At 52.7% G+C, this 23,384-nt stretch carries 19 protein-coding genes and 2 pseudogenes; 9 read left to right on the forward strand and 12 right to left on the reverse strand.

Features of this window, described 5'->3' with window-relative positions; genetic code table 11:
* The first annotated feature begins 30 nt into the window (after positions 1-30).
* Positions 31-1,179: a YbfB/YjiJ family MFS transporter gene (locus QJT81_20740; GenBank protein WGZ94179.1), complete on the forward strand. Its 1,149-nt coding sequence runs from the start codon at positions 31-33 to the stop codon at positions 1,177-1,179.
* A 254-nt stretch (positions 1,180-1,433) separates the two neighbouring features.
* Entirely contained in the window at positions 1,434-2,537 is a 1,104-nt protein-coding gene (locus tag QJT81_20745) for an ABC transporter permease (protein ID WGZ94180.1), read from the forward strand.
* Between the two features lie 40 nt (positions 2,538-2,577).
* Here QJT81_20745 and QJT81_20750 read toward each other — a convergent pair whose 3' ends face one another.
* On the reverse strand, positions 2,578-3,024 hold the full coding sequence (locus tag QJT81_20750; protein WGZ94181.1) for a hypothetical protein: 447 nt from the start codon (positions 3,022-3,024) through the stop codon (positions 2,578-2,580).
* 130 nt (positions 3,025-3,154) lie between these two features.
* The gene (asd, locus tag QJT81_20755; protein ID WGZ94182.1) at positions 3,155-4,279 is read right to left on the reverse strand and encodes an aspartate-semialdehyde dehydrogenase; all 1,125 of its coding nucleotides are present in this window, start codon (positions 4,277-4,279) and stop codon (positions 3,155-3,157) included.
* Between the two features lie 143 nt (positions 4,280-4,422).
* On the opposite strand from asd, the gene QJT81_20760 reads away from it, so the two are divergent.
* Positions 4,423-10,236, forward strand: coding sequence for a CHAT domain-containing protein (locus QJT81_20760; GenBank protein ID WGZ94183.1), 5,814 nt, complete (start codon positions 4,423-4,425; stop codon positions 10,234-10,236).
* A gap of 35 nt (positions 10,237-10,271) precedes the next feature.
* Here QJT81_20760 and QJT81_20765 read toward each other — a convergent pair whose 3' ends face one another.
* The 3 genes from QJT81_20765 to QJT81_20775 all read right to left on the reverse strand — a co-directional run bounded on the left by QJT81_20765 (position 10,272) and on the right by QJT81_20775 (position 12,231).
* Entirely contained in the window at positions 10,272-10,808 is a 537-nt protein-coding gene (locus QJT81_20765) for a M23 family metallopeptidase (GenBank protein WGZ94184.1), read from the reverse strand.
* Between the two features lie 133 nt (positions 10,809-10,941).
* Entirely contained in the window at positions 10,942-11,775 is an 834-nt protein-coding gene (locus tag QJT81_20770; protein ID WGZ94185.1) for a hypothetical protein, read from the reverse strand.
* 237 nt (positions 11,776-12,012) lie between these two features.
* Positions 12,013-12,231 (reverse strand): hypothetical protein, encoded by a 219-nt coding sequence (locus tag QJT81_20775; protein ID WGZ94186.1) that lies wholly within the window; start codon positions 12,229-12,231, stop codon positions 12,013-12,015.
* Between the two features lie 89 nt (positions 12,232-12,320).
* Here QJT81_20775 and QJT81_20780 point away from each other — a divergent pair, with 89 nt between their 5' ends.
* Both QJT81_20780 and QJT81_20785 read left to right on the forward strand, forming a co-directional pair.
* A complete protein-coding gene (locus QJT81_20780; GenBank protein ID WGZ94187.1) occupies positions 12,321-12,629 on the forward strand; it encodes a hypothetical protein in 309 nt (102 codons plus the stop codon).
* A gap of 134 nt (positions 12,630-12,763) precedes the next feature.
* A complete protein-coding gene (locus tag QJT81_20785; protein ID WGZ94188.1) occupies positions 12,764-13,327 on the forward strand; it encodes a hypothetical protein in 564 nt (187 codons plus the stop codon).
* Positions 13,328-13,345: 18 nt separating this feature from the next.
* On the opposite strand, the pseudogene QJT81_20790 reads toward QJT81_20785, so the two are convergent.
* Positions 13,346-14,670: pseudogene (locus tag QJT81_20790) on the reverse strand (UPF0236 family protein).
* 123 nt (positions 14,671-14,793) lie between these two features.
* Between QJT81_20790 and QJT81_20795 the strand changes: the two are divergent.
* Positions 14,794-14,940, forward strand: a pseudogene (locus QJT81_20795) (ISKra4 family transposase).
* 205 nt (positions 14,941-15,145) lie between these two features.
* Here the strand turns inward: QJT81_20795 and QJT81_20800 are convergent.
* Entirely contained in the window at positions 15,146-16,177 is a 1,032-nt protein-coding gene (locus QJT81_20800) for a transposase (GenBank protein WGZ96521.1), read from the reverse strand.
* 51 nt (positions 16,178-16,228) lie between these two features.
* Here QJT81_20800 and QJT81_20805 point away from each other — a divergent pair, with 51 nt between their 5' ends.
* Positions 16,229-17,740 carry an IS66 family transposase gene (locus tag QJT81_20805; protein ID WGZ94189.1) on the forward strand — a complete coding sequence of 504 codons (1,512 nt, stop codon included), beginning with the start codon at positions 16,229-16,231 and terminating at the stop codon, positions 17,738-17,740.
* A 261-nt stretch (positions 17,741-18,001) separates the two neighbouring features.
* Here QJT81_20805 and QJT81_20810 read toward each other — a convergent pair whose 3' ends face one another.
* From QJT81_20810 to QJT81_20830, 5 genes are all read right to left on the reverse strand, one after another.
* Positions 18,002-18,346: a hypothetical protein gene (locus QJT81_20810; GenBank protein WGZ94190.1), complete on the reverse strand. Its 345-nt coding sequence runs from the start codon at positions 18,344-18,346 to the stop codon at positions 18,002-18,004.
* Entirely contained in the window at positions 18,276-19,052 is a 777-nt protein-coding gene (locus tag QJT81_20815) for a transposase (protein WGZ94191.1), read from the reverse strand. The genes QJT81_20810 and QJT81_20815 overlap by 71 nt, the downstream gene beginning before the upstream one ends.
* Positions 18,994-19,203 (reverse strand): hypothetical protein, encoded by a 210-nt coding sequence (locus QJT81_20820; protein ID WGZ94192.1) that lies wholly within the window; start codon positions 19,201-19,203, stop codon positions 18,994-18,996. The genes QJT81_20815 and QJT81_20820 overlap by 59 nt, the downstream gene beginning before the upstream one ends.
* Before the next feature lie 466 nt (positions 19,204-19,669).
* Complete coding sequence (locus QJT81_20825; protein WGZ94193.1) at positions 19,670-20,914, reverse strand: ATP-binding protein; 1,245 nt, start codon at positions 20,912-20,914, stop codon at positions 19,670-19,672.
* 56 nt (positions 20,915-20,970) lie between these two features.
* Positions 20,971-21,858, reverse strand: coding sequence for a fructosamine kinase family protein (locus tag QJT81_20830; protein ID WGZ94194.1), 888 nt, complete (start codon positions 21,856-21,858; stop codon positions 20,971-20,973).
* Positions 21,859-21,882: 24 nt separating this feature from the next.
* Between QJT81_20830 and QJT81_20835 the strand changes: the two genes are divergently transcribed.
* Both QJT81_20835 and QJT81_20840 read left to right on the forward strand, forming a co-directional pair.
* Positions 21,883-22,605 (forward strand): MipA/OmpV family protein, encoded by a 723-nt coding sequence (locus QJT81_20835; protein WGZ94195.1) that lies wholly within the window; start codon positions 21,883-21,885, stop codon positions 22,603-22,605.
* A 28-nt stretch (positions 22,606-22,633) separates the two neighbouring features.
* The gene (locus QJT81_20840) at positions 22,634-23,344 is read left to right on the forward strand and encodes a TIGR00266 family protein (GenBank protein WGZ94196.1); all 711 of its coding nucleotides are present in this window, start codon (positions 22,634-22,636) and stop codon (positions 23,342-23,344) included.
* Positions 23,345-23,384 lie beyond the last annotated feature (40 nt).

The raw sequence follows: 23,384 nt of genomic DNA on the forward strand, positions 1-23,384 counted from the left end.
GCTGGCCAATCACAAGAATCAGGTGCGGGTATGCTGCGTTCGACAGACACAAGAAAAGTATTGCTGGCAGGCATTTGCAGCCTGATCCTCACCGTGGGCTTAGCGCGGTTTGCCTACACGCCGTTACTGCCGGTGATGCGAGCAGAAACTTGGCTCACCGAAGTTGCGGGCGGCTGGCTTGCTACCTTCAATTACATGGGCTACATGAGTGGCGCATTACTCGCCGCCTCCATTAGCAGTTTGCACACCAAATACCGACTCTACCGCGCAGGCTTAGTCATTGGCGTGTTGAGCATTGCGGGCATGGCGCTGACGCAAGACATGGTGCTGTGGTCGATTTTTCGTTATACCGCAGGTTTAAGCAGCGCCGCTGGAATGCTGATCGGGTCAGGCTTAATGCTAAGCTGGCTAATACGCAATGGGCATCGCCCCGAACTCGGCATTCATTTCGGTGGCTTGGGCGGAGGCATTTTGGTGTCGGGGTTAGTAGCGGTTGCCATGAGTGCCTTGGCGCTGGATTGGGCGCAGCAATGGTGGACACTCAGTCTGCTGGCGGCGCTGCTGTTTATTCCCGCGTGGTTATGGTTGCCCGAACCGCTCCCGACAACGGCGCAAGCCCCCCATACCCAAACGCCACCGTCACGCCGTTGGTTGCTGCTGATGGTGGCGATGTATTTTTGCGCGGGCGTGGGCTTTGTGGTCAGTGCCACCTTCACCGTGGCAATGGTGGAAAAAATTCCGGCATTAGCAGGCTGGGGAAACTGGACATGGGTCTTGGTAGGGCTTGCTGCCACACCTGCCTGTTTTGTGTGGGATCGGGTGGCGCGGCGGGTGGGCGATGTACGCGCCTTGCAATTGGCATTTGCGGGGCAAATTGTGTCGATTTTATTGCCAGCCTTATCCCAGCATCCTTTATTGGCGGTATTGAGCGCCGCGCTGTATGGTGCAACCTTTATCGGCATTGTCAGCCTGACCCTGACGGTCATCGGGCGTTATTACCCCGCCAACCCTGCCAAAGCGATGGCGCGGCTGACCGTGAGTTACGGCGTGGCGCAAATCGTCGCCCCCGCAATTACCGGCTACATTGCCGAAGCAACCGGCAGTTACCAAGGCGGTTTGTTAATAGCAGCCGCCTTTATGATGGTCGGCATGGGCTTGTTGTGGAAAATGGAGTTTTGACATCCTCCCCTCCCTAAAGGAAGGGGATTCCTACTGCATTCAGCCAGATAGCTGACTTGCTTCGGTGGGTTCCCTTAGTCCGTTGCAACCCCGAAGGGAAATATTCTTTTACGCCACCTCAGTTTCTAGGGCTATGGGTTTTTCTGCACCTTGGGTTTTCAAACTCCTATTTGGAGAACCCTTCCCATCTATCCGACGGTACTTCCAAGGCTCTGCCGCCGACAACGACAGATAGAACAATTTTAGGTTTTTATGTGAAAGAAAACAACCAAATCTCAGTGAACATAGGGCGGCTACACCGCCCGCGCTATCCTCCCCGCCCTGAAGGGCGAGGTTTGCCGCGCAATCTGATCAAGCGTATTTGGGCAACGTTTTACGCCCGCTCTCTGGAATTTTTGCGGGATCGTTCCACCCTTGGCTGGAATTTCATCCTGCCAATCGCGTTGGTGTTTGGCTTGGCGTTTGTGTTTTCGGGGGATGGGCAGCCGCTGTTCAAAGTCGCGGTGGTCGCTCAAAGTGCCGAGCATCCGTTTCTGCACACCGAACACGTTGAGTTTTATGAGGTGACACCGGATGCGGTGGAGGCAACGGTGCGCAAAGTCGGGCGGCATCAGGTCGATATGCTGCTGGATTTACGCGCCGAATCTGCCCGGTATTGGATCAATAGCGACTTGCAAAACGGTTACTTTTTGGAAAAGCTGTTGCAACACAGCGGCGGTACAGCGTTGCAGCCACAGAGTGTGCAGGGCGCAGAAATCCGCTACGTCGATTGGGTGGTTCCCGGCATTTTGGGGATGAACCTGATGTTCAGTTGCTTGTTTGGCGTGGGCTTTGTGATCGTGCGCTACCGCAAAAGCGGCTATTTGAAACGCCTGAATGCCACGCCCTTGAGTGCTACCGAATTCCTGTTGGCGCAAATTGCTTCACGTTTGGCGCTGGTCGTCGTCGTGACCACGATTGTATTTACCGGCACTAACCTGTTCATGCATTTCACGATGGAAGGCAGTTATTGGAACTTATTGTTGGTGCTGGTATTGGGGGCATTTACCCTGATTGCGCTGAGCTTGGTGGTTGCCGCACGGGTGAGCAGCGAGGAATTGGCGGGCGGTTTACTCAACCTGCTGACTTGGCCAATGATGGTGTTGTCGGGGGTATGGTTTTCGATGGAAGGCACTAACCCAGTGATGCAATGGGTGAGTCAATTGTCACCATTGACCCACATCCTCAGTGCGGCGCGGGCGATTATGCTGGATGGGGCAGGCTTGGCGGATATTGGTGTGCAATTGCTGGTATTGGTAGCAATGGCAGCGGTGTTTTTGGTGATTGGCACCTTGTCATTTAAATGGACAACCGAGTGAGGGGTTAATAACAGGCAAGCCCCCTCACCGACACCTATCATTAAGCCGCTTGCGCCTTCATCGGCAAATAGCCGTTGTGCAATAACGTCGGGTATAAATGCACGATTTCGTCGTCAATGCGGCGAATCACCAGCGCAAAAATCTCGCGGGTATCGCGGATAAACGCTTCATGATCACGAATGCGCAGTTCTTTGCCTTTGCACCAGCGTTTCAAATATTGCCCAAAGACCCGCTTGATTTCGCCGGAACCGGAGAGGAATTTGCGCCCGGTATTGCGAGCATCGTTGTCATCATCCATCAACAACAACTGGTATAACTCGCGCTCTTCGGTTTCCAGATGCTCTTTTACCAATTCGACATAACGGAAAAACAACTCACAGGATACTTCGGTATCACACATGGAACGTTCGTTAATCAGGTAACTTAACACATTGGACAATTCAGTAATTTTGTGGTTTTGCTCATTGAGCTCCATGTATGAAATCATGGGGGCGGCCTCCTGTAGTGGTATTTTGCTTGGTGTTTAATCTTCTGTGAATCATAGGTGATTAAGCCTAGACAAATCATGACATTACTCATGAGAACTGACAGGAGGAGCTTAGGGTTTCCACTAGTTATTAAGCATTGCTAATATGTTCCAGTGCAATTTTCAGCATCCGGCGCACCGGTTCAGCCGCACCCCACAGCAATTGGTCGCCGACGGTGAACGCGGTGAGGTATTCCGGCCCCAAGTTCATTTTGCGAATCCGCCCAACCGGAACAGTCAGCGTGCCGGAAGCTTGTACTGGAGTCAGGCCGTGCAAGGTGGATTCCTTGTCATTCGGGATGACTTTTACCCACTCGTTATGGCTGGCGATAATGCTTTCAATTTCCGCCAGCGGCAAATCTTGCGTAAGCTTGATGGTGAAACCTTGCGAATGACAACGCATTGCACCGATACGCACACACTGCCCATCCACAGGGATGAGGTTCGCCGCCGTTTTGCCGAGGATTTTGTTGGTTTCGGCAATGCCTTTCCACTCTTCCTTGGTTTGACCGTTTTCCCACAGCTTGTCGATCCACGGGATTAGGCTACCAGCCAGCGGCGCACCGAAGTTGGCGGTGGACAGTGTGCCGTCATTCAATTTCGCGGTAACTTTGGTGTCGATGTCGAGAATCGCAGAAGCAGGGTCTGCCAGCAAATCGCCGACTTCGCCATTCAATTCGCCCATTTGCGTGAGCAATTCGCGCATGTTTTTCGCGCCCGCACCGGAAGCGGCTTGGTAAGTCATGGAACTGATCCATTCGACCAGCCCTTTTTCAAACAAGCCGCCCAAGGCCATTAACATCAGGGAAACGGTGCAGTTGCCGCCGATGTAATTCTTGATGCCGCTTTGCAAGCCCGCGTCGATCACGTTACGGTTTACCGGGTCGAGTACAATGATGGCGTCATCTGCCATGCGCAGGGTGGAAGCTGCGTCAATCCAGTAGCCGTTCCAGCGGGCGCGAAGGGGGGCGTACACCGCATTGGTGTAATCACCGCCTTGGCAGGAGAGGATAATGTCCATTTCCGCCAGCTTGTCGATATTCATTGCATCTTCCAGCGGTTTCGCGCCCATGCCGACGTCAGGGCCGGGTTTGCCGGACTGCGAAGTGGTGAAAAATACTGGCTCAAAGCCCTGAAAATCGTGTTCCGCACGCATCCGTTCCATCAGTACCGAACCGACCATACCGCGCCAACCGACAAAACCAACCTTTACCATCACAAACTCCGTCAATACCCGCAAATAAACGTGTGATTATAACATTTTCGTCAGTGCAGCAAAACACCGGTATGCCAGCATTCATAGGCTATATGGACTATACTGTCAGCATAAAATCACCACGGGCGAGCGAGGGTTTCAATATGTCTGATACTGCTGATAAGCATTCCCTGCAACTGTTATTACCCGGTGTCCCCGGAGCATCAACCAACCTAGCGAAGACTCCCCCCGCCATCCTTAGCGATATTAGCCGTTCTGCTACGGGAATACCTGACCCTTTTATTAGCGAAGCAGTTGTCAAGGTAACCGCCGTGCATGAACTGCTGGCTCCCAATCGCAGTGGTGAGGCAGGCAAAATCAGCACCACGGCTGAGGCTACGCAATTATTGGCGCTGGAAGCCACAGACGGCACAACGCTATTCATCCGTGCTGACAAATTGCAAGCCGATTTGCAACGCCTATACCCCACTGAATACGCCACAGGCGTGCTGGATCTCAGCAAACTACCTGACCCCGAAGGCACATCACGCGGGCTAAGTGATTGGGTATGGTCAAAACTAGCCGTCTTGAACCTTGCCCCCGATGCCTTGATTGAAACCGCCAAAGCCGAAGCCTTACGCTTGGCTAAAGATGCCTTAGGCGAAAAACTCAGCCAACACCTGAGTGAAGACTTGGAAGACAATTTGTCTTGGGTAGGTGCTAAAGCACTGATGTGGGCGATTGAATCACGTTTAGACGGTGGTCAACCGGGCTTATACCGTTGGCAAGGGCAAGCCATTCTGGCTGCTGACCGGGTTATGGCGGATGATCCCGCTTATTGGGAGGCCAATAGACAAAGCGCTGACACCCCCATACTCCTGTTCATTCATGGCACAGCATCCAGCACACTTGGCAGCTTCAAAGAGTTAGCCAACAATGCCGGTCATAAACTCTGGGGCAATTTGCAACGCCAATTTGGTGAACACATTTACGGTTTCGAGCACCGTACCTTTTCAGAAAGCCCGATCGAGAATGCTTTGCAACTTGCGCGTTCCTTACCTCAAGGGGCACGTTTATCGGTAGTCACCCATTCGCGGGGCGGGTTAGTGGGTGATTTGCTGTGCATGGATACCCTGAACAAAGAATTGATCCTGCGTTATCAACGGCATCCACCCGCTAATACCAAAGAAACCCGCCAGCAAAAAGCCTTGCGGGAAAGTCTGAATGCCCTACAGCAAGCGCAATTGCGTGAGTTATCCGCCTTATTGCAAACCAAACAATTCAGGATAGAGCGTTACGTGCGGGTTGCCTGCCCAGCCGGTGGCACAACACTGCTTTCTGATAATCTTGAACTGTTTCTGTCCAGCCTGTTGTCATTAATGAACTTGCTGGTTGGTTCATTTACCGGCGGGTTGGGCAACGCCATGCTGTCGGCTTTCAAGCGTATTGTGCTGGAAATTGCCAGCAAGCGTATTGACCCGCATGTAATTCCCGGTATCGAAGCCATGCTGACCGATGCGCCGATGGGCGCATTGCTAGCTAACGCACCCCGTCTCAAGGGAGTGAAAATGGCAGTCATTGCGGGTGATATTGCTGGCGGCAATGCCCTCAAACGCATCGCGGTCATGTTCACCGATTGGATGTTTTTCAACAAGGTCAGAAATGATTTGGTAGTGGATACGCACTCCATGTATGCCGGGCAAGCACGCCACCCGGACACTTACGCTTTATTTGACCAAGGGCAGGAAGTCAGCCATTTCTCTTACTTCAGCAACCCCTATACCCGTCAGGCGCTGGATGAATGGTTAGCAGGCAATGCCCCGGAACACACCGCGTTTGAACCACTGACGGATGTGGCTAAGCAAGAGCGTCAGGAACGTTCCGCCACCACCCGCCTCAGCGCCCCCAGTGGCAAACGCCCGGTGGTGATTTACGTACCCGGTATTATGGGCAGTCATCTGGAAATTCCCACCGCCGCCCACCAACGCCCCGGTCATGGCAACCGCGTCTGGCTGGATGTCCTGGAACTGGGCATCGGTGGCTTAGGGCGCATCCACATCGAGCAAAGCGTTGTGCCAGAAGCATTGGTTGACCTGTTTTACGGCAAGCTGTCGGCTTTTTTAGGGGAAACCTACGATGTGATTGAATTCCCCTACGATTGGCGCAACCCGGTTGAAGAAGCCGCCGAGCGCCTTGCACAACGCTTGCGCGGTATTTTGGCATTCGTGCCACCGGATCAACCGGTACATTTACTAGCGCACAGCATGGGCGGCTTGGTCGTGCGAGCCATGTTGGCACAAACCAACTTATGGGCAGAAGTGGTCAAACGCCAAGGGCGCTTTATTATGCTGGGAACCCCCAACAATGGCTCTCATGCCATGGTCAGCACCTTAGTCGGGCGTGCCAGCAGTATCCGCAAGCTGGCAATGCTGGATATGTCGCGCTCGTTACAAGGTATTCTGGATGTTATAGGAGCATTTCCCGGTGCCTTACAGTTATTGCCACGCCCCGGATTTAGCGATACCGATGGTGCTACTGGGTTCGATTATTTTACCCCCGATACCTGGGCAACCTTTAAGAAACACAATCGTGATCGCTGGTTTGGTGATACGACTGGAGCCATCCCCGGCAGTACGACCTTAGCCACCGCGCACGCTGTCTGGGCAAAGCTAAAACCCTTGCCGAACCCCGAACACATTGCCTATGTTTTTGGCAAAGCAGAGCAAACAGACTGTGGCATTAAACTGGAGAATTCACGGCTTTATCTACGCTCCACCGCGCAAGGTGATGGCTCGGTCACGTGGAAGTCCGGTAAGCTGGAGTGGTTGCCAGAAGACCGTTATTGGTACATGCCTGTCAATCACGGGGCGTTAACCCATACATCGCAGTATTTCCCGGCTATCCGTGAATTGCTGGAAACTGGCACGACTACCAAGCTGGAGCAAACCCCGCCGGTTAGTCGTGGCGATGACATTATTCGTAGCTACGAAGCAGCGCCAGAACCTTACCCCAGTGCTGAAACGTTCGTGTACAGCATTTACAGCGATGCCCCCGAATACCCACTTGCCAACCGTAAAGCACACCGCCTCACCGTCAGTGTGCAGGCCATGGATTTACGCTTTGCACAATTGCCGGTGATGTGCGGGCATTATTGGGCCGATGCCATTTCCGGGGCAGAACGGGCAGTGGATGAGTACATTGTCAAGGGAGCATTAAGTCAGCGCCAGCGTTTAGGCGTATACGCGGATACCGAAGGCAGCAGCATCGTTATTCTGAATAAACGCACCCAGGAAGAACTTCAGCGTGGGACAGGCAAAGGTGCGGTGATTATCGGTTTAGGTGACTGGAGCAAAATTTCTACCCAACGCATTACGGAAGGCGTGGCAGATGGGGTGTTAAATTTCCTCCTGCAACAGCATGAACTGATTACTGGGCTGGAAGAGACCTTACCACCGGCGGCACTGTCATTGGGGTTGAACAGCCTGTTGATCGGCTATAATTCCACCACACACATCACCGTTGAATCCTCCATTGATGCAATTGTGCGCGGGGTTTGTGAGGCGAATCAACGCTTTGCCAGAAATACAACCAGCCAGTTGCGGGTTGGTAAACTGGAATTCATTGAGCTGTATCGTGACACGGCGATTACGGCTGCCTACGCAGTACGGGAATTGCCTAAACGGCTCACAAAAGAGTTTCAGCGCTATGCGGTGCAAGTGAGCGCAGCGCCGCATATGCTGATTTGCAAAGGGGTACGCCCGCGTTTAGGCGTGATGGCAGCTTCCGGTTATTGGCCACGCTTGATGGTGACGGCCGCCAATTCACTGCCACCAGACGACTATAAAGCGGGCGAAACCCCCGATGCGTTTAAATACGTGTTCCTTTCTGAACGCGCACGGGCTGAAGAAATTGCCTATCAGCGTCAACCGCGTCTGATTGAAACCTTGGTCGAGAGCAGCTTGTGGAATAATCGCTATAACGCTGAAGCGGCACGTACCTTATTCCAGTTGATGGTTCCCTTGCACTTTAAGGCGATGGCACGTCAGACCGAACGCCTATTGTTGGTGGTGGATGCGTATACCGCTAATTTGCCTTGGGAAATGTTGCTGGCAGATGATGAACCCTTGGTATTGCAGGTCGCGATGATACGTCAACTGGTGTCAGTCCGTTTCCGGCGCACCGTGACCAGCACGGTACAACGCACCGCGTGTGTCATCGGCAACCCTGCGACGACGGGGTATCAGGGTGCTTTTAATCCACAGCACCCTGAACCAGAAGCCGGTTTGCTCTCGTTACCGGGGGCTGCCCAGGAAGCCAACACCATTCATACCATTCTGCAACAAGCACCGGAGCACTATGAGGTAGTCGCACTGTACCCTCAGAAACACAGTGATGCGCCGCATCATACTGCTGAAATGGTGTTCAACGCCTTGTTCAAACAGCCCTACCGTATCCTGACCATTGCGGCTCACGGGGTGGTAAATGCCAAACATAAAGATGGCAAGTATCGTACCGGGGTCGTGTTATCAGGCGGCTTATTGCTGACCGCAGCCGAAATTGGGCAAATGGAGGTCGTGCCTGAATTGGTGTTTTTAAACTGCTGCCATCTTGCCACAACCAACGGTGAACCCGTGCGTACCGATGTGCCTTACAACCACCTGGCTTACAGTTTGGCTCAGGAATTAATCGAAATGGGGGTGCGGTGCGTGGTGGCGGCGGGGTGGGCTGTCGATGATGCCGCCGCAGCGGTGTTTGCAAAAACTTTTTTCAGTGCATTTGTGCAAGAACAACAAACCTTCGGGGCGGCGGTGCATAACGCCCGGCGGGCAACATGGACACACGATAAGCACTGCAATACGTGGGGTGCTTATCAGGCATACGGCGACCCCAGTTATGTGCTGGATGCGGATGGTAGCCAACCAGAGGTAAAAACAGCCTGGAATCCCGTCGCCCCGGATGAGTTACTGGCAGAACTGGAAACCTTACAAACCGATGCGAATCACCGCAAGCACCGAACGTTTGCAACGACCTACCACAAAGTACAGGGGTTGTTGCAACGTTCCCCCGCAGAATGGCTGCAATTATCGCGGATACAATTTGCGTTAGGTGAATTGTATGCTGAATACGCACCGGAAGGTTTCGAGCAAGCCCAAGCGGCTTACCGTCAAGCGATCAGTGGCGATGACGGTGGGCGCGTGCCGGTTAAGGCAGTCGAACAATTAGCCAATCTGGAAGCGCGAACGGGTGAAAAAATTGGCGGGGAGGCAGGGCATTCCCTGTTGAATAATGCCATTAACCGCCTTACCGGTTTGCTGGAAGTTACCGAAGGGATTCAGGTCGAAACCGTCGATGGCATCAAACACGTTATTAGCCAAGGTGTGACGGATACCAAGCCCAATGCTGAGCGCTGGTCATTGCTGGGTAGTGCATGGAAGCGCAAAGCGGTATTGTACAAGCGGGCGGAAACTACCACTCACCCCTTAACTGAGGCCATTAAAGAGGCACTCAATCACAGCCGTCGGGCTTATCACGCTGCCAACCGAAACGTTACGCTAGAAAACCCCGCCTTTAATTTGTATGCACTGCTTAACGGTTTGCAACTCGATGCATTGCTAACAACGGATGCGCAACAACCGGAAGCCGTACTAGCATTGCAACACGCCAGACGCTGCCAGGAACTGGCTCGCCAGCGTTTTGCACGGTCGTATGACTTCTTTGATGCAGTGATACCCGTTGATGCGCAACTGGCCATTTACTTGCTGGAAAATACCTTGGCTGATCAGCCTGTCAAGGCATTGGTAAAGCTGTATCAGGATGCGGCTGCACCCGTACCGACCAGCAGTCGTCAATTTGATTCTGTGGTAAGGCAATTACAGTTAATCGCGGATTTTCTGCCACTACAGCAGCGGGATAACGGGGATAGGTGTGTGCAAACGCTGCGCGATGTTGCCGAACGCTTAGCGCAGCAGGCGGAATGAGAGGCGAGAGACGCATCCATTGCGTCTCTGTAAGCTCAATGGGCGGGCTTGGCTTCGTCTTGATAAGCCGTTAAAAACTCGTGGGGATTAACGTAAAAGACTTGATCCAACCCTAACGGTTGTTCGGCTTTCCAACCGGTGACTAATGGCGGCAGACTACGGATAGAGTAATACAAGTTAGCCGCAGATTTAGTTTGCTTGGCAGTACCCAATGTGCCGATTTTCTCGCCTGTTTTAACCCAAGAAGCAGGTTTTACTGCAACCGTGTCCAAGTTGGCATAGTGATGTAAGCGCCATTTTGCACCCAATACCCACACAGAATTATCACCTCGCGGGGTATCTGCACTGTAAAGGACTAGCCCACTGGTGACAGCTTCTACGGAAGCACCTTGGTCAGCGAAAATATTAATGCCTTTGTACGCATCAAACCCACCCACTTTATAGCCATACACTGTTGGGTTGCCCTGATAAGACTTGGCACTTGCTACCGGCACATGACGGTCTTCCGGTATCCAGTAACCGATCATAAAAATGGTAATTGCTAATAAAAGCAACAGAGGTTTCTTGTTCATTGCATACACCCTATATATCCCTATCCACTGTTATTGCTATTTATGACGGACAGAGTATTTGAAAGTTCAGATTTTTATATAGGATATAATACAATTATTTTATGGATCAAAAAACCTTTTTCCGAAGAAAGGTTTATTGTGCAGGCTTTATGAGTATTTGCTGAATTTCTTCAACAGTTGGCTGCCACTTGGATGGGAGGTTATTTTCCCAATCTGTCAGGTACTTACGCAATGATTTATCATCACTGTCATCGCCCAGATTTAAATAATTGAGCGTTGTCCATGCTTCCGGTTGTTCCGTAAAAATAGGTAATAACTGGTTGGCAACCAGTTCGTTGAGATCACGCCCTTGGGCATAAGGGTCGGCGCTCAGCGTTTTGGCATACGCCTGATACCATTTGGGCAATTTCATGCTGTTGGGAAGCTGACGATGCGTTTGCTTGAACATGTCTTGCTGGTATTCGGTAAACTTGGGGGCATATTCCTGCCAATGTGGGTACGGCGGGTTGCTTGCCCACTGTTGTGCCATTTTTTCCAAAGCAAACAAGCTAAAGGCTTCGCAGAGTGATTCTTCAAACCATTGCTGGCGGGTGATGTTATTGGGGGCAAGGTCATAGTTTGACATCAAGTGGCACATTTCATGGGAAAACTGGTAAGCGAGTTGCGCCCAGTAACGCCCGTTAACGTTTAACAGAACGATGTATTCGTCGTTAGGGCTTTTTTCGTACAGGGAAATAGGACCACTCTTGTCGTTTCTGACAATGATATTACCAAAGGTTCGCCCTGCCATATAGGGGGAAATGGCTTCGATCACGGAATTCAAGACCGCTTTCACATCATCTGGATTGGCATCCCCCCACTCGCTTTCGACTTGTACTTGTGCCGGAGCCACAAAGGCTTGTAAGCGCATGGGGCTAAGCAGTAACAACAATGACAGCAGTAACAAGCAAGTTTTTAGATAACGCATGGCATCACTCAGCGGTTACGGAGATTTAGTGGATTATCGGAATGTTTATTTTGGCCTGCTATCCACGCTTGAAAAGACATGTATCATGTCAATCGGTAGTGGAAATACGATATGCGTGAACATTACTCAACAGTGATGACTTCCCCCCCAAAAAAACCAAGCATGGCGTTAGGCAGCAGCCTTACTGAACTGCTGTTTTAACACCTTGATTATGGGTATTTTCCCGCTGTTAGCGGTTCATGTTTGCCTATCATCGTCCTCATCGCCGTTGACGGCCGCGTTAATTCGCCACCAGAAGGCTTTGGGGGGAGAGCGCAGTAATTGCCGTGCCAGTAGTGGTGCTAAAATCTGTCGCACGGTGTTCTCGGAAGGCAATTCACGGGAACGGGTGCGCAAATACAAGACCTGCTGCTTCCAAAGCCCCTCATGGTACTTGAGGGAAAACAGTTGTAGCAAACCGGTGGCGATGCAGGGGTGTGAACAAAAGTGCGGTGTCCTGTAGACTAAGATGGCACCCCCTAAAACCAGAGAAAAAGGACTTTCCCATGTTGACAGTTAGCTCCCGCGACCAAAAACTTTTAGAAGCCTTGAACCGCAACCCCGCATTAAAAGCTCGGATGGAAGGGCTAATCGAGGTGGTTGAAAATGCCGGTGATGACATTATCAAAGCAGCAGACGCCGAACAGCGGGTGATAGAAGAACTGCGCCAAATGGGAAATGATGCGATCACTGCATGGGCAAACAAACGTGTAGAAAAATGCACAGCCCCAGCCTGTGAAGAAGGCATTGGGAAGTATGTAAAGAGTGGAAAAAAAACTGTCATTGGCACACGACCTACGGAAAAATCCACATAAGCGAACCGGTCTACCGGATTCCCGGCAAGCGTGTCCGCCCCTTTAGCCAGAGTGCCGAGGTTGTTTGCCGAGGCTGTTCGCTCCCGCTGCAACGGGCGGTGACGGACTTTGGGGCGGACTGTTCATTTGCTCAAGTGCCTGATAAATTAGAAGAACATTACGGGATACGGCTGGCATCCAGCAGCATCCGACACATCACCGAAGGTCACGCCAAACGCATCCATGAATCCCAAGTGTTGATAAAAGACTATCCAAGCACGTTGGGAAAAGCCTATGTCATTGCCGAAATGGACGGCAGCATGATCCCCATCGTCGAGATTGACGAAACAGCCCCCGACAAGCGCAAAGGCAAAAAGGAAAGCTGGAAAGAAGCCCGCCTGTGTCTTGCCCACGCCAAAGGCAGTGCTACGCCAACGTTTGGCGCAATATTCGGTGGCACGGTAGAAGATGCTGGAAAAATCTTATTCGACACCGCCTGCCGTGCTGGATTTGGAAAAAGCACGTTCCTCCATGCGGTGGGTGATGGGGCAAGCTGGATCAACCGTCAAGTGGATGAACAATTTGGCACACAAGGACATTACCTGATTGATTTTTATCATGTTTGTGAATACCTATCAGCAGCATCCGCAAGCTGTTCATGCCTCAAGGACAAGGATAAATGGTTTGCCAAACAGAAAAAAGCCCTACAGGGGGTGTGAACAAAAGTGCGGTAAACCTCATGCCGCCTCAGCGGTGTTTCGCCAATAATGCTTCCATTGCTGGTTTCCCCGCATGACCCTCAACGCCAACATATCCGCCGCATTATCACTTTTCCACCATGCCCCCGATTTTTTTAAGCGTTGCTGGATGATGTAACGGTGTGCACTTTCTATTTCGCCCGACCCCACGGGCAATCCGAGGGATTTTGCTGTCGGGTAATCCAGTTGCTCAATGCGGTTGCTCAGGTAACGGTGACAAGCTCGTACTGGGGCGTTACTGTCTTCTACCGTTTCTGCTTCGAGGAAAGGTTTCAGTGTGTCGATGACCGCTTGAGCTTGACCATCCTGTAGGGCTTTTTTCTGTTTGGCAAACCATTTATCCTTGTCCTTGAGGCATGAACAGCTTGCGGATGCTGCTGATAGGTATTCACAAACATGATAAAAATCAATCAGGTAATGTCCTTGTGTGCCAAATTGTTCATCCACTTGACGGTTGATCCAGCTTGCCCCATCACCCACCGCATGGAGGAACGTGCTTTTTCCAAATCCAGCACGGCAGGCGGTGTCGAATAAGATTTTTCCAGCATCTTCTACCGTGCCACCGAATATTGCGCCAAACGTTGGCGTAGCACTGCCTTTGGCGTGGGCAAGACACAGGCGGGCTTCTTTCCAGCTTTCCTTTTTGCCTTTGCGCTTGTCGGGGGCTGTTTCGTCAATCTCGACGATGGGGATCATGCTGCCGTCCATTTCGGCAATGACATAGGCTTTTCCCAACGTGCTTGGATAGTCTTTTATCAACACTTGGGATTCATGGATGCGTTTGGCGTGACCTTCGGTGATGTGTCGGATGCTGCTGGATGCCAGCCGTATCCCGTAATGTTCTTCTAATTTATCAGGCACTTGAGCAAATGAACAGTCCGCCCCAAAGTCCGTCACCGCCCGTTGCAGCGGGAGCGAACAGCCTCGGCAAACAACCTCGGCACTCTGGCTAAAGGGGCGGACACGCTTGCCGGGAATCCGGTAGACCGGTTCGCTTATGTGGATTTTTCCGTAGGTCGTGTGCCAATGACAGTTTTTTTTCCACTCTTTACATACTTCCCAATGCCTTCTTCACAGGCTGGGGCTGTGCATTTTTCTACACGTTTGTTTGCCCATGCAGTGATCGCATCATTTCCCATTTGGCGCAGTTCTTCTATCACCCGCTGTTCGGCGTCTGCTGCTTTGATAATGTCATCACCGGCATTTTCAACCACCTCGATTAGCCCTTCCATCCGAGCTTTTAATGCGGGGTTGCGGTTCAAGGCTTCTAAAAGTTTTTGGTCGCGGGAGCTAACTGTCAACATGGGAAAGTCCTTTTTCTCTGGTTTTAGGGGATGCCATCTTAGTCTACAGGACACCGCACTTTTGTTCACACCCCCCTACAGGATGGTCAAGCTCAAGCGGTCATCGACACACTGAAACCTTTCCTCGAAGCAGAAACGGTAGAAGACAGTAACGCCCCAGTACGAGCTTGTCACCGTTACCTGAGCAACCGCATTGAGCAACTGGATTACCCGACAGCAAAATCCCTCGGATTGCCCGTGGGGTCGGGCGAAATAGAAAGTGCACACCGAGCGACTTGCAAAATCCGACAAACTGAGTTGCTCAATTTTCAGCATTGACCGAACGCCGCATATTCAGCCGATTTTTTACTCAATTTGACCAACGAAACCTGAGCTTTTTCAGTTTTACCGTAACTTTTGCTAAATTTCACCCATACCGATGCGACTGCTCCTGTTTTTCAGTCAGTCTTCCCGTGTTTTTTCAAACCCAGTCGCTTTATAACAAGACACGCATCAGTTGATCAGCACTCAACACCAAAATCCCAAACATCAAGTGGCTGTAAACTTTTTGCGCACCTTGCACCCACACATTCCGACCACCAAATTCATCCTTCAGGCGGGCATTGGTTCGTTCTACGGTGCTGCGAATTTTGTAACGCTCGGCATCAGCAGGTTCAAACGCTTCTTTCTGTCCGCCGCGAGGATTGTGATCAATCAGAGGGACATGCCCCAGATGACGGCTGTATTCGTGCAAATCAGCACTGCAATAGGCCGCATCCATCAGGTCGTAGAGACTGGTGACACGTTGGGCACTGATTTGAGAGAGTGGGATGGCTGCCCCGCTGTCGTGAAAGGAGGCGGAAGACAGAATGGCTGCTATCGGGACACCACAATCGGCGGTATCGATATGCAGTTTGTAGCCGTTCCAACTGTGCTTGTAGCCTTGGGCATTCTTCTTCGTCCCCCGGTTACACTGAACCGGTATCTCATCGAGTGCTTGCTGAAGTGACTGTTCCCGTTGGCGCTGAATCCGTGTTTGCCCTTGTTTTTTCTTTGGCTTTTCCTCGGCAACAGGCCGTTCACGTGCCTCAATGGCTGTTGAATCCCGACACAGGTGGCCGATCAGCGCATCGCCCAAATACGTTTTCACCAACGTTTCATGCACACGTTCCGCTAAACGCTGTTCAGCAAATTCAGCGAAGGCACGTGAAAAGGTGGATTCGGAAGGCAGTTTCTTGGTCAGGGGAAACCCGCAGATGCGTCGCAGGGAGCGATCGTTTTGCAGCCGGTCAATGAGTGCTCGCGTATTGACAATATTGAGCACGCTTTTGGCGACAAAAGCATTGGCAAACCAAGATCGCTCCGTCGCTGGCCGTCCAGACCCATCACGAAAAGAGCGCACAAAATCTTCAATGCGCGTCAGCTCCAGTACGTGAATGAGCTTTTCAAGCTTGGGGGTCAATGTGCCAAAGGCATCATTGAAGCAAGGCAGTATTTCAATTTGCAGCAAACTCCAGCGTTGTGCAATCGTAACTGTTCACGAGCTTGCAACTGCCACAGCTTGAGCTATGCTTGATGAATGAACGATCTGACCATCACCACCGATTTTACCGACATTGCGTTGCCCACCGATTTGGCAGCCTCCCAGCAGCTTAACCGTGATCTGCTGACGTTGGTGGTTGCTTTGCAAGCACGGGTCAAACGACTGGAAGCGGAACTGACAGAACTAAAAGAACGCCTGAATGACTCCTCCAGTAACTCCTCTAACCCACCCTCACGGGACACGCCCGAACAACGCGCCCAGCGCGAACGCAAACCCAAAAGCGCGCTAAAACGCGGCGGTCAGCCGGGGCACAGCAAACATGAACGTGCCTTAGTGGAGGAATCGCGGCTGGACGCTATCCAGCACTATTATCCTGAAGGCTGTTGCCGTTGTGGGGGTCATCTGGCGATGGAAACCACACCGAGCCAGCGTCATCAGGTGTTTGACCTGCCGGAAGTCGCTTACCATGTAACGGAACACCGCCTGTATGCGGGTACGTGTACTTGCTGTGGGAAACGTCAGGTAGCTGAGTTGCCCGAAGACGTCCCCAGTGGGCAGATGGGAGCAGGATTGATCAGTTGGATTACCCTGATGAACGGGGCTTGCCGCCTATCCACGCGGCAAATCCAGTTACTGCTGGAAGAACAATGGCAGTTATCCTTCAGTAGCGGTGCGATCAGTGAAGCGACTGCACCCGTCAGCGGTTGGTTAGCGCCTTTATATGCGCAGGCGGGTGAAGCGGTGCGTAGCAGCCCGGTGGTAAACGCGGACGAAACCAGTCACTACCGTGGGCGCGAACGTGAATGGTTGTGGGTGATGTGTTCGCCACAGGTGGTGTACTTCATGACGCATTACTCACGCGGCAAAGGCGCAGCGGATGAATTGTTGGGTGCATTCGATGGCATACTCGTGACCGACCAGCACGGCGGCTATAACCACCACCCCACTGAACGGCGGCAACTGTGCTGGGCGCATATCATCCGCAAGTTCAAAAAAATGGCACAACGTTACGGGCGTGCAGGCATCTTAGGGAAACGTTTACTGCGTCTGGCACGCCTGATTGTCCACTTACATAACCGCAGGCTCGCAGGCGCTTACGCTGACAGACTCTACCGGCAACGCATGGATAAACTCCGCGAAGCCTTCCGCCAGACATTGTTGGCAGGTAGCGGCTTACGGCAAGCACAACATCCTGATAAGCCCACTAAAACCGCCAACCAGTGCCAACGTTTACTGGATGATGAGCTTATGTTATGGACATTTCTGCGTCATCCCGGTGTTCCTCTGACCAATAATGCCGCCGAACGTGCCATCCGCCCCTATGTCATCTGGCGTAAGACCAGTTTTTTCAGCCAATCTTTCCGGGGCGACCAATTCCGCCCGTTAATACTGACTATCGTGGAAACCTGCAAACGCCTAGGTGTCAGTGCTTACCGAATTATCCGCCAGGCGTGCCAGCAGGCACTGACCAAAAAACCAGTGACGGTGCGTTTGCCGATTCCTCCACCGCAAGTACTGAATCCGGTTACTGGATTTCTTGCCGCTTAAGGGGAGCTGTTCCGTGAACAGTTACTGTGCAATCAGGGCGCGTTCGGTAGAATTCATAGCGTGGGCTTAATGGTTGTTTTGACGCTTCTATTATCGCCGAAAACGGCAGCCCACACTTCTTTTTTCCTTCAGATGAAGGAAGGTTCACGCTGAAAATGTAATTTTGCAAGTGGCTCCACCGTTACATCATCCAGCAACGCTTAAAAAAATCGGGGGCATGGTGGAAAAGTGATAATGCGGCGGATATGTTGGCGTTGAGGGTCATGCGGGGAAACCAGCAATGGAAGCATTATTGGCGAAACACCGCTGAGGCGGCATGAGGTTTACCGCACTTTTGTTCACACCCGCGATGCAGGCACACAACACAAAGGTTTCCATTGCCTGCCAGCAGGCCACCACCGTGGGGAGGTGCTGTGCTTGGGGGGCTTTGAGATGCCGATTGGCGGTAGGTCGCCGGGAATGGCGCGGCAGGTAACGGCTCCAGAAGTGGAAGCGGAATGCGCCCATGGTATTTTTCAGGGCATCAAACAAGGTTTCAATCCGGGTGCGTCGGCAGTACAGGGTGAGGATGGTTTCCGCGTCCAGCACCAAATCCGAACACATCAATCAGGCGTACCGACTCCTCCTTGCCATAAATGCACAGGGTCACTTCACGGAAAAAATCAGCATGGTCAAAGGCTTCCCACAACACCAGCTTCATCCCGTACTGGCGTTGCCGCCCACGCCTTCCCGGCGGTTTGGGTGGCGCAGGGAAGTAGGCCACATAGTTCTTTTTAGCGCGGGTGATGACCTGCACCAGTGGTTGTTGTAACGCCACCGACCAAACCGAGCATGCCAGCCGGAACACCGAAGCCGTGGCAAAGAACGCATCCAGCACCAGCCACACCGGACGGTCATTCACCTGCGCAAACGACAACGCCATCTGCACCACCCGTGTCCCCAGTTTGAGTGCCGGGTCGTTGCTGTCTTCCTCCCCCAAATGCCGGAAGCCCTGATGGATTTGCAAACTCAGCGGCAGGCAGAAACAGGCGGACAGGCTCCCCACCAACAAACCCACGGCTCCCCAACACTGCCCCCGGAAATAGTCCGGTTTGCTTTGGGTTTCCGAGGTTTCCCGCAAGGAAACGACCCCCGGCATCCGCCCACCATCCTTAACCACATGGGTATGGTCGCCCAGCACCACTAAACGCCCCGCCACCTCAACCAGCGGCGCATGGGACAACACCCACCGCTGCCAGCTCGCCCGTAACCGCTCAGGATGGTAAGACCCGGCACGAAAAAAAATGGAGCAACCGATGGTAGCCCCGTTCATCCGATAGCCAGTAACGGCACATCGACGTGACCCCGCTCATCTCGGTCGCCGCTAAAAAGCTCAGGATGATGGCGCAAAACAATAGCCATGCTCGCTGGCGCGAAAATTCACTTTTAAAGTGGTGAAGGCTCTGGTATAGATCAACTAGCATGATGTCCCTTGGATAATAGGTCGCTGGTAACGCCTACTCTAAGGGATTTCGTGCTGCTTGGGGGGATGGGGAGAACTTATGACTGTTGAGTAAAAAGACAATCACCTAATCTTGACATCCTCCCCTCCCTAAAGGAAGGGGATTCCTACTGCATTCAGCCAGATAGCTGACTTGCTTCGGTGGGTTCCCTTAGTCCGTTGCAACCCCGAAGGGAAATATTCTTTTACGCCACCTCAGTTTCTAGGGCTATGGGTTTTTCTGCACCTTGGGTTTTCAAACTCCTATTTGGAGAACCCTTCCCATCTATCCGACGGTACTTCCAAGGCTCTGCCGCCGACAACGACAGATAGAACAATTTCAGGTTTTTATGTGAAAGAAAACAACCAAATCTCAGTGAACATAGGGCGGCTTCGCCACCCGCGCTATCCTCCCCGCCCTGAAGGGCGAGGTTTGCCGCGCAATCTGATCAACCCAACAACCATGCGACGGGTACTGCCACCACATTCCCCCATTGCTGAATCCGTGGGTCATTCGACACCACCAGCGCGTGCAACAATGGCTTATCCAACAAATCCGCCAAGTCGTGCAAATGCCGTGCATCCGCTGCACTGACATGGGCGGACATGTTGACTTCGATGGCGATATAACCGTTTTCCAGCTCCAGCAACAGGTCAACCTCACGCCCATCCACTGTGCGCAAATGGTAACAATCCACTGCCAGCGCGTGCGTTTTGATTTGCTTGTACACCTCCGCCACCACCGCACTTTCAAACTCATGCCCGGTGAATGTGCCCGTGCGGTTGAGTAAGACGCGCTGAATGCCGGGGTCAAGAAAATGCACTTTGGGTGATTTACTCAAACGCTTATGGAGATTGCGAAACCACGGTGCAAGCTGAATCGCTTGATAACTGATTTCCATATAGCTGATGAAACGTTTCGCTGTCACCGCCGAAATACCCGCCTGTTTTGCCAACTCGCTGACATTCAGCAACTGACCGCTCAATGCGGCGAGGGCTTTTTGTGCCCGTACAAACGGCTCAAGTTCACGCAAATTGCCCAAATCACGCACATCGCGCTGCAAGTACGTCCGAATATAATCCTGTAACCATTCGCGTTTTTCTGACTTTTCCACGCTGCTATCCACAATCGCAGGCATTGCACCGTATTCTAGGTAATCCGCCCACGCATTTTCAGCCTTGGCGTAACGGGTGTCGGTGAGCGGGATGCCCTGCAAAATACTGGCAGGTTCACCCATGAGCAAACGCACCAGCCGCGACGGAATAATGGCTTCGTCGGCAGTCGCGGTTTGCCGTTCCGGTAACGTCAACGGGTAAAGCTCAATCAACGCGGCGCGTCCTGCCAAACTTTCCTGCACCTTTTCCAGCAACAATATCTGGCTAGACCCCAGCAGGATGTAGCGGGTATCTGGATATTGGTCATAGGTCGCTTTCACGGAATCCAGCAGTGCGGGCAACTTTTGCACCTCATCCAGAATCGCCAGCGGGTAACGTTCTTGCCATTGCGCCGCCGACAGACGGGCGTAATCCGGGCGCGTGATCGGGTCATCCAGGGTTAGGTAGGCGTAATCAGGGAACAAGGCACGTACCAGCGTGGTTTTACCCGTTTGGCGTGCGCCGGTTAACACCGTAATGCGCCCAAAACGGGAGGCGGCTTTGTGTTGCAAGCGTTGGGTGATGGTTCGATTGTGCATACAGTTATAATATGGGCGTAAAATTAGTAAGTAGAGTATAGAATATTACGCCAATATTAGCCTATCTCTGCCAAAATCTTCTCAGTCATCCGCGCCGCCTGCTCCCCATACCCGCCCCAAAACAGGTTGAAGTGATTGAGGATGTGGTACAAGTTATACAACGTTTTACGCACCGCATAGCCCGAATCCAACGCCCAAGCCGCATTATACGCCGCGTAAAAATCCGCCCCAAACCCGCCAAACAGCTCCGTCATCGCAAGGTCAGTTTCACGATCGCCGTAATACACGGCTGGGTCGTATATCACCGGGCTGCCATCCAGCAAATACGCCAGATTCCCACCCCACAAATCGCCGTGCAACAACGAAGCTACGGGCTGATAATCCGTAAACAATGCGCTGATGCCTTCTTTCAGACGCAAGCCTTGCTCATAAGAACGGTGCGGATAGCCATTGCGCCGCGCCCGTTCAAGCTGAAACCCCAGCCGTTCCTGTTGCCAGAATTGCACCCAATCGTGCGTTTGGGTATTGCGCTGTGGGCTTGCACCGATGGTATTGCTACGAAACCAGCCGTGTTGTGCAGCAGTATGACGGTGCAGCGCAGCCAATTGCGTACCCGCCTGCGGCTGATCACCGCGTTCTTGCAGCGGCAAATATTCCAGCAATAGATACGCCTGTTGCCCTTGCACCCCATAGCCCAGCGGCTCAGGCGCACGCAGGCTGGCGCTCGCACGGATTGCATTCAACCCATCCGCTTCCGCCGCGAACATTTCCAGCAAACTCGCCTGATTTATTTTGAGGAAATAGCGGCTGCCATCGGCAAGTGTTACCGTACTGGTTTGGTTGATACAGCCACCGCTGGTAGCATCGACTCGCGCAATCGTAATGTCCGTACCAAGGTGTTGCTGAAGTATCGGTAAGATCAGGTCGGTGCTGCTGGATTTCATTGAATGTAAACCGGGGGATATGACATGAAGAACGCATTGTGTGCCGCACTCGCTCTCTTAGCAACCGCGCAAACGCCCGCCAACGCTGAACCGCGCCAGTGGAATGTCGGTCTTGCCGCTACTGCGGATCAATCGCCATTTGTGGGGGGCGACACGCAAATCGGCGTCAAACCTGTGATCATCAAAGAAAACGGCTTTGATATTGTAGGCCCTGCCTGGTCATTCAGCGCCACGCCCGAACGCGAATTTTATGTCGGTGCAGGGCTGGACGAATGGGATCACGAACGCGGCGATAGCGCGGTGTTGCAAGACATGGCAGAGCTGGATCAGGCCATCAACCTGCGGGTTGGCGGTGCGTGGAAACTCGCCACCGGCACGATTTCCGCCGACCTTGCCCAAGATGTCGCCGCCCACAACGGTGCACAAGCCAAACTGCGTTACACCCATCACCCCGACACGGTGCTCAACCTGCGCCCGTATGCGGAATTGCAATGGCTTTCCGCCGACCTCACCGACTACTACGTAGGCGTGGATGCGGCTGAAGCCAAAGCCGATCGCCCCGCTTATCAAGCAGATGATTCACTCGCCCTAAAAGTTGGCGTTAAAATGGAAAAACCACTCAGCCGCCGCTTGACCTTGGTGAGCAGTGTGAGCGCCAACAGCTATGTCAGCGCCATTGCGGACAGCCCGATCATCGACAGCAGTACGGTGTGGGGCGGGTACGCGGGCGCGGCGTATCGTTGGTAAGCCATTCCTTCAAATAGAGAGCGACACCATGACCGTATTTACCATTACCGGCGACGTTGACCCCTTCCTCCACGTTGCCATGCAGAAAGGCGACAAGATTTATTGCGAATCCGGCGCAATGGTGATGATGGAAGCTAACCTTGAGCTAAAAGGACGCATGACTGGTGGGTTGGGCAGTGCCTTGATGCGGCGTTTCACCAACGGCGAATCCCTGTTTCAGCAACACATCGAAGCGATAGGGGGGGATGGCGACTGCCTGCTTTCCCCTGCGCTACCCGGTGGCATGGAAATCATCGACGTAGGCGCACGCCAATACTTGCTGAATGATGGCGCATTCGTCGCCGCCACCTCCGGCACAGAAATGAAAGTGCGTACCCAAAGTATCGGCAATGCCTTGTTTGCGCAATCCGGCGGCTTTTTCGTCATGGAAACCTCGGGAACGGGACAAGTAGTCGTCTCCGGTTTCGGCTCGATGTTCTCGCTGGACGTTGAGCCGGGTAAAGACCTCACCATTGATAATGCCCACGTGGTGTGTTGGGACAGCACCTTGCATTACGAAATTTCCGTCACCACCAGCAGTTCCGGCGGTGGCTTGGGCGGCATGTTCGGCAATCTGGTTAACAGCGTCACCAGTGGCGAAGGCGTGGTGTTGCGCTTCAGCGGGCGTGGCAAAGTACATATTTGCTCGCGCAACCCCAGCTCATTTGCCGCCTTGGTGCGCAAGCACATGCCTGCTTGATGGCTATGCTATATTTCAGTAAACCCATCGGTTACGAGGC

This window comes from Candidatus Thiothrix putei (assembly GCA_029972225.1).
In the GTDB taxonomy this organism is placed as follows: Bacteria; Pseudomonadota; Gammaproteobacteria; order Thiotrichales; family Thiotrichaceae; genus Thiothrix; species Thiothrix putei.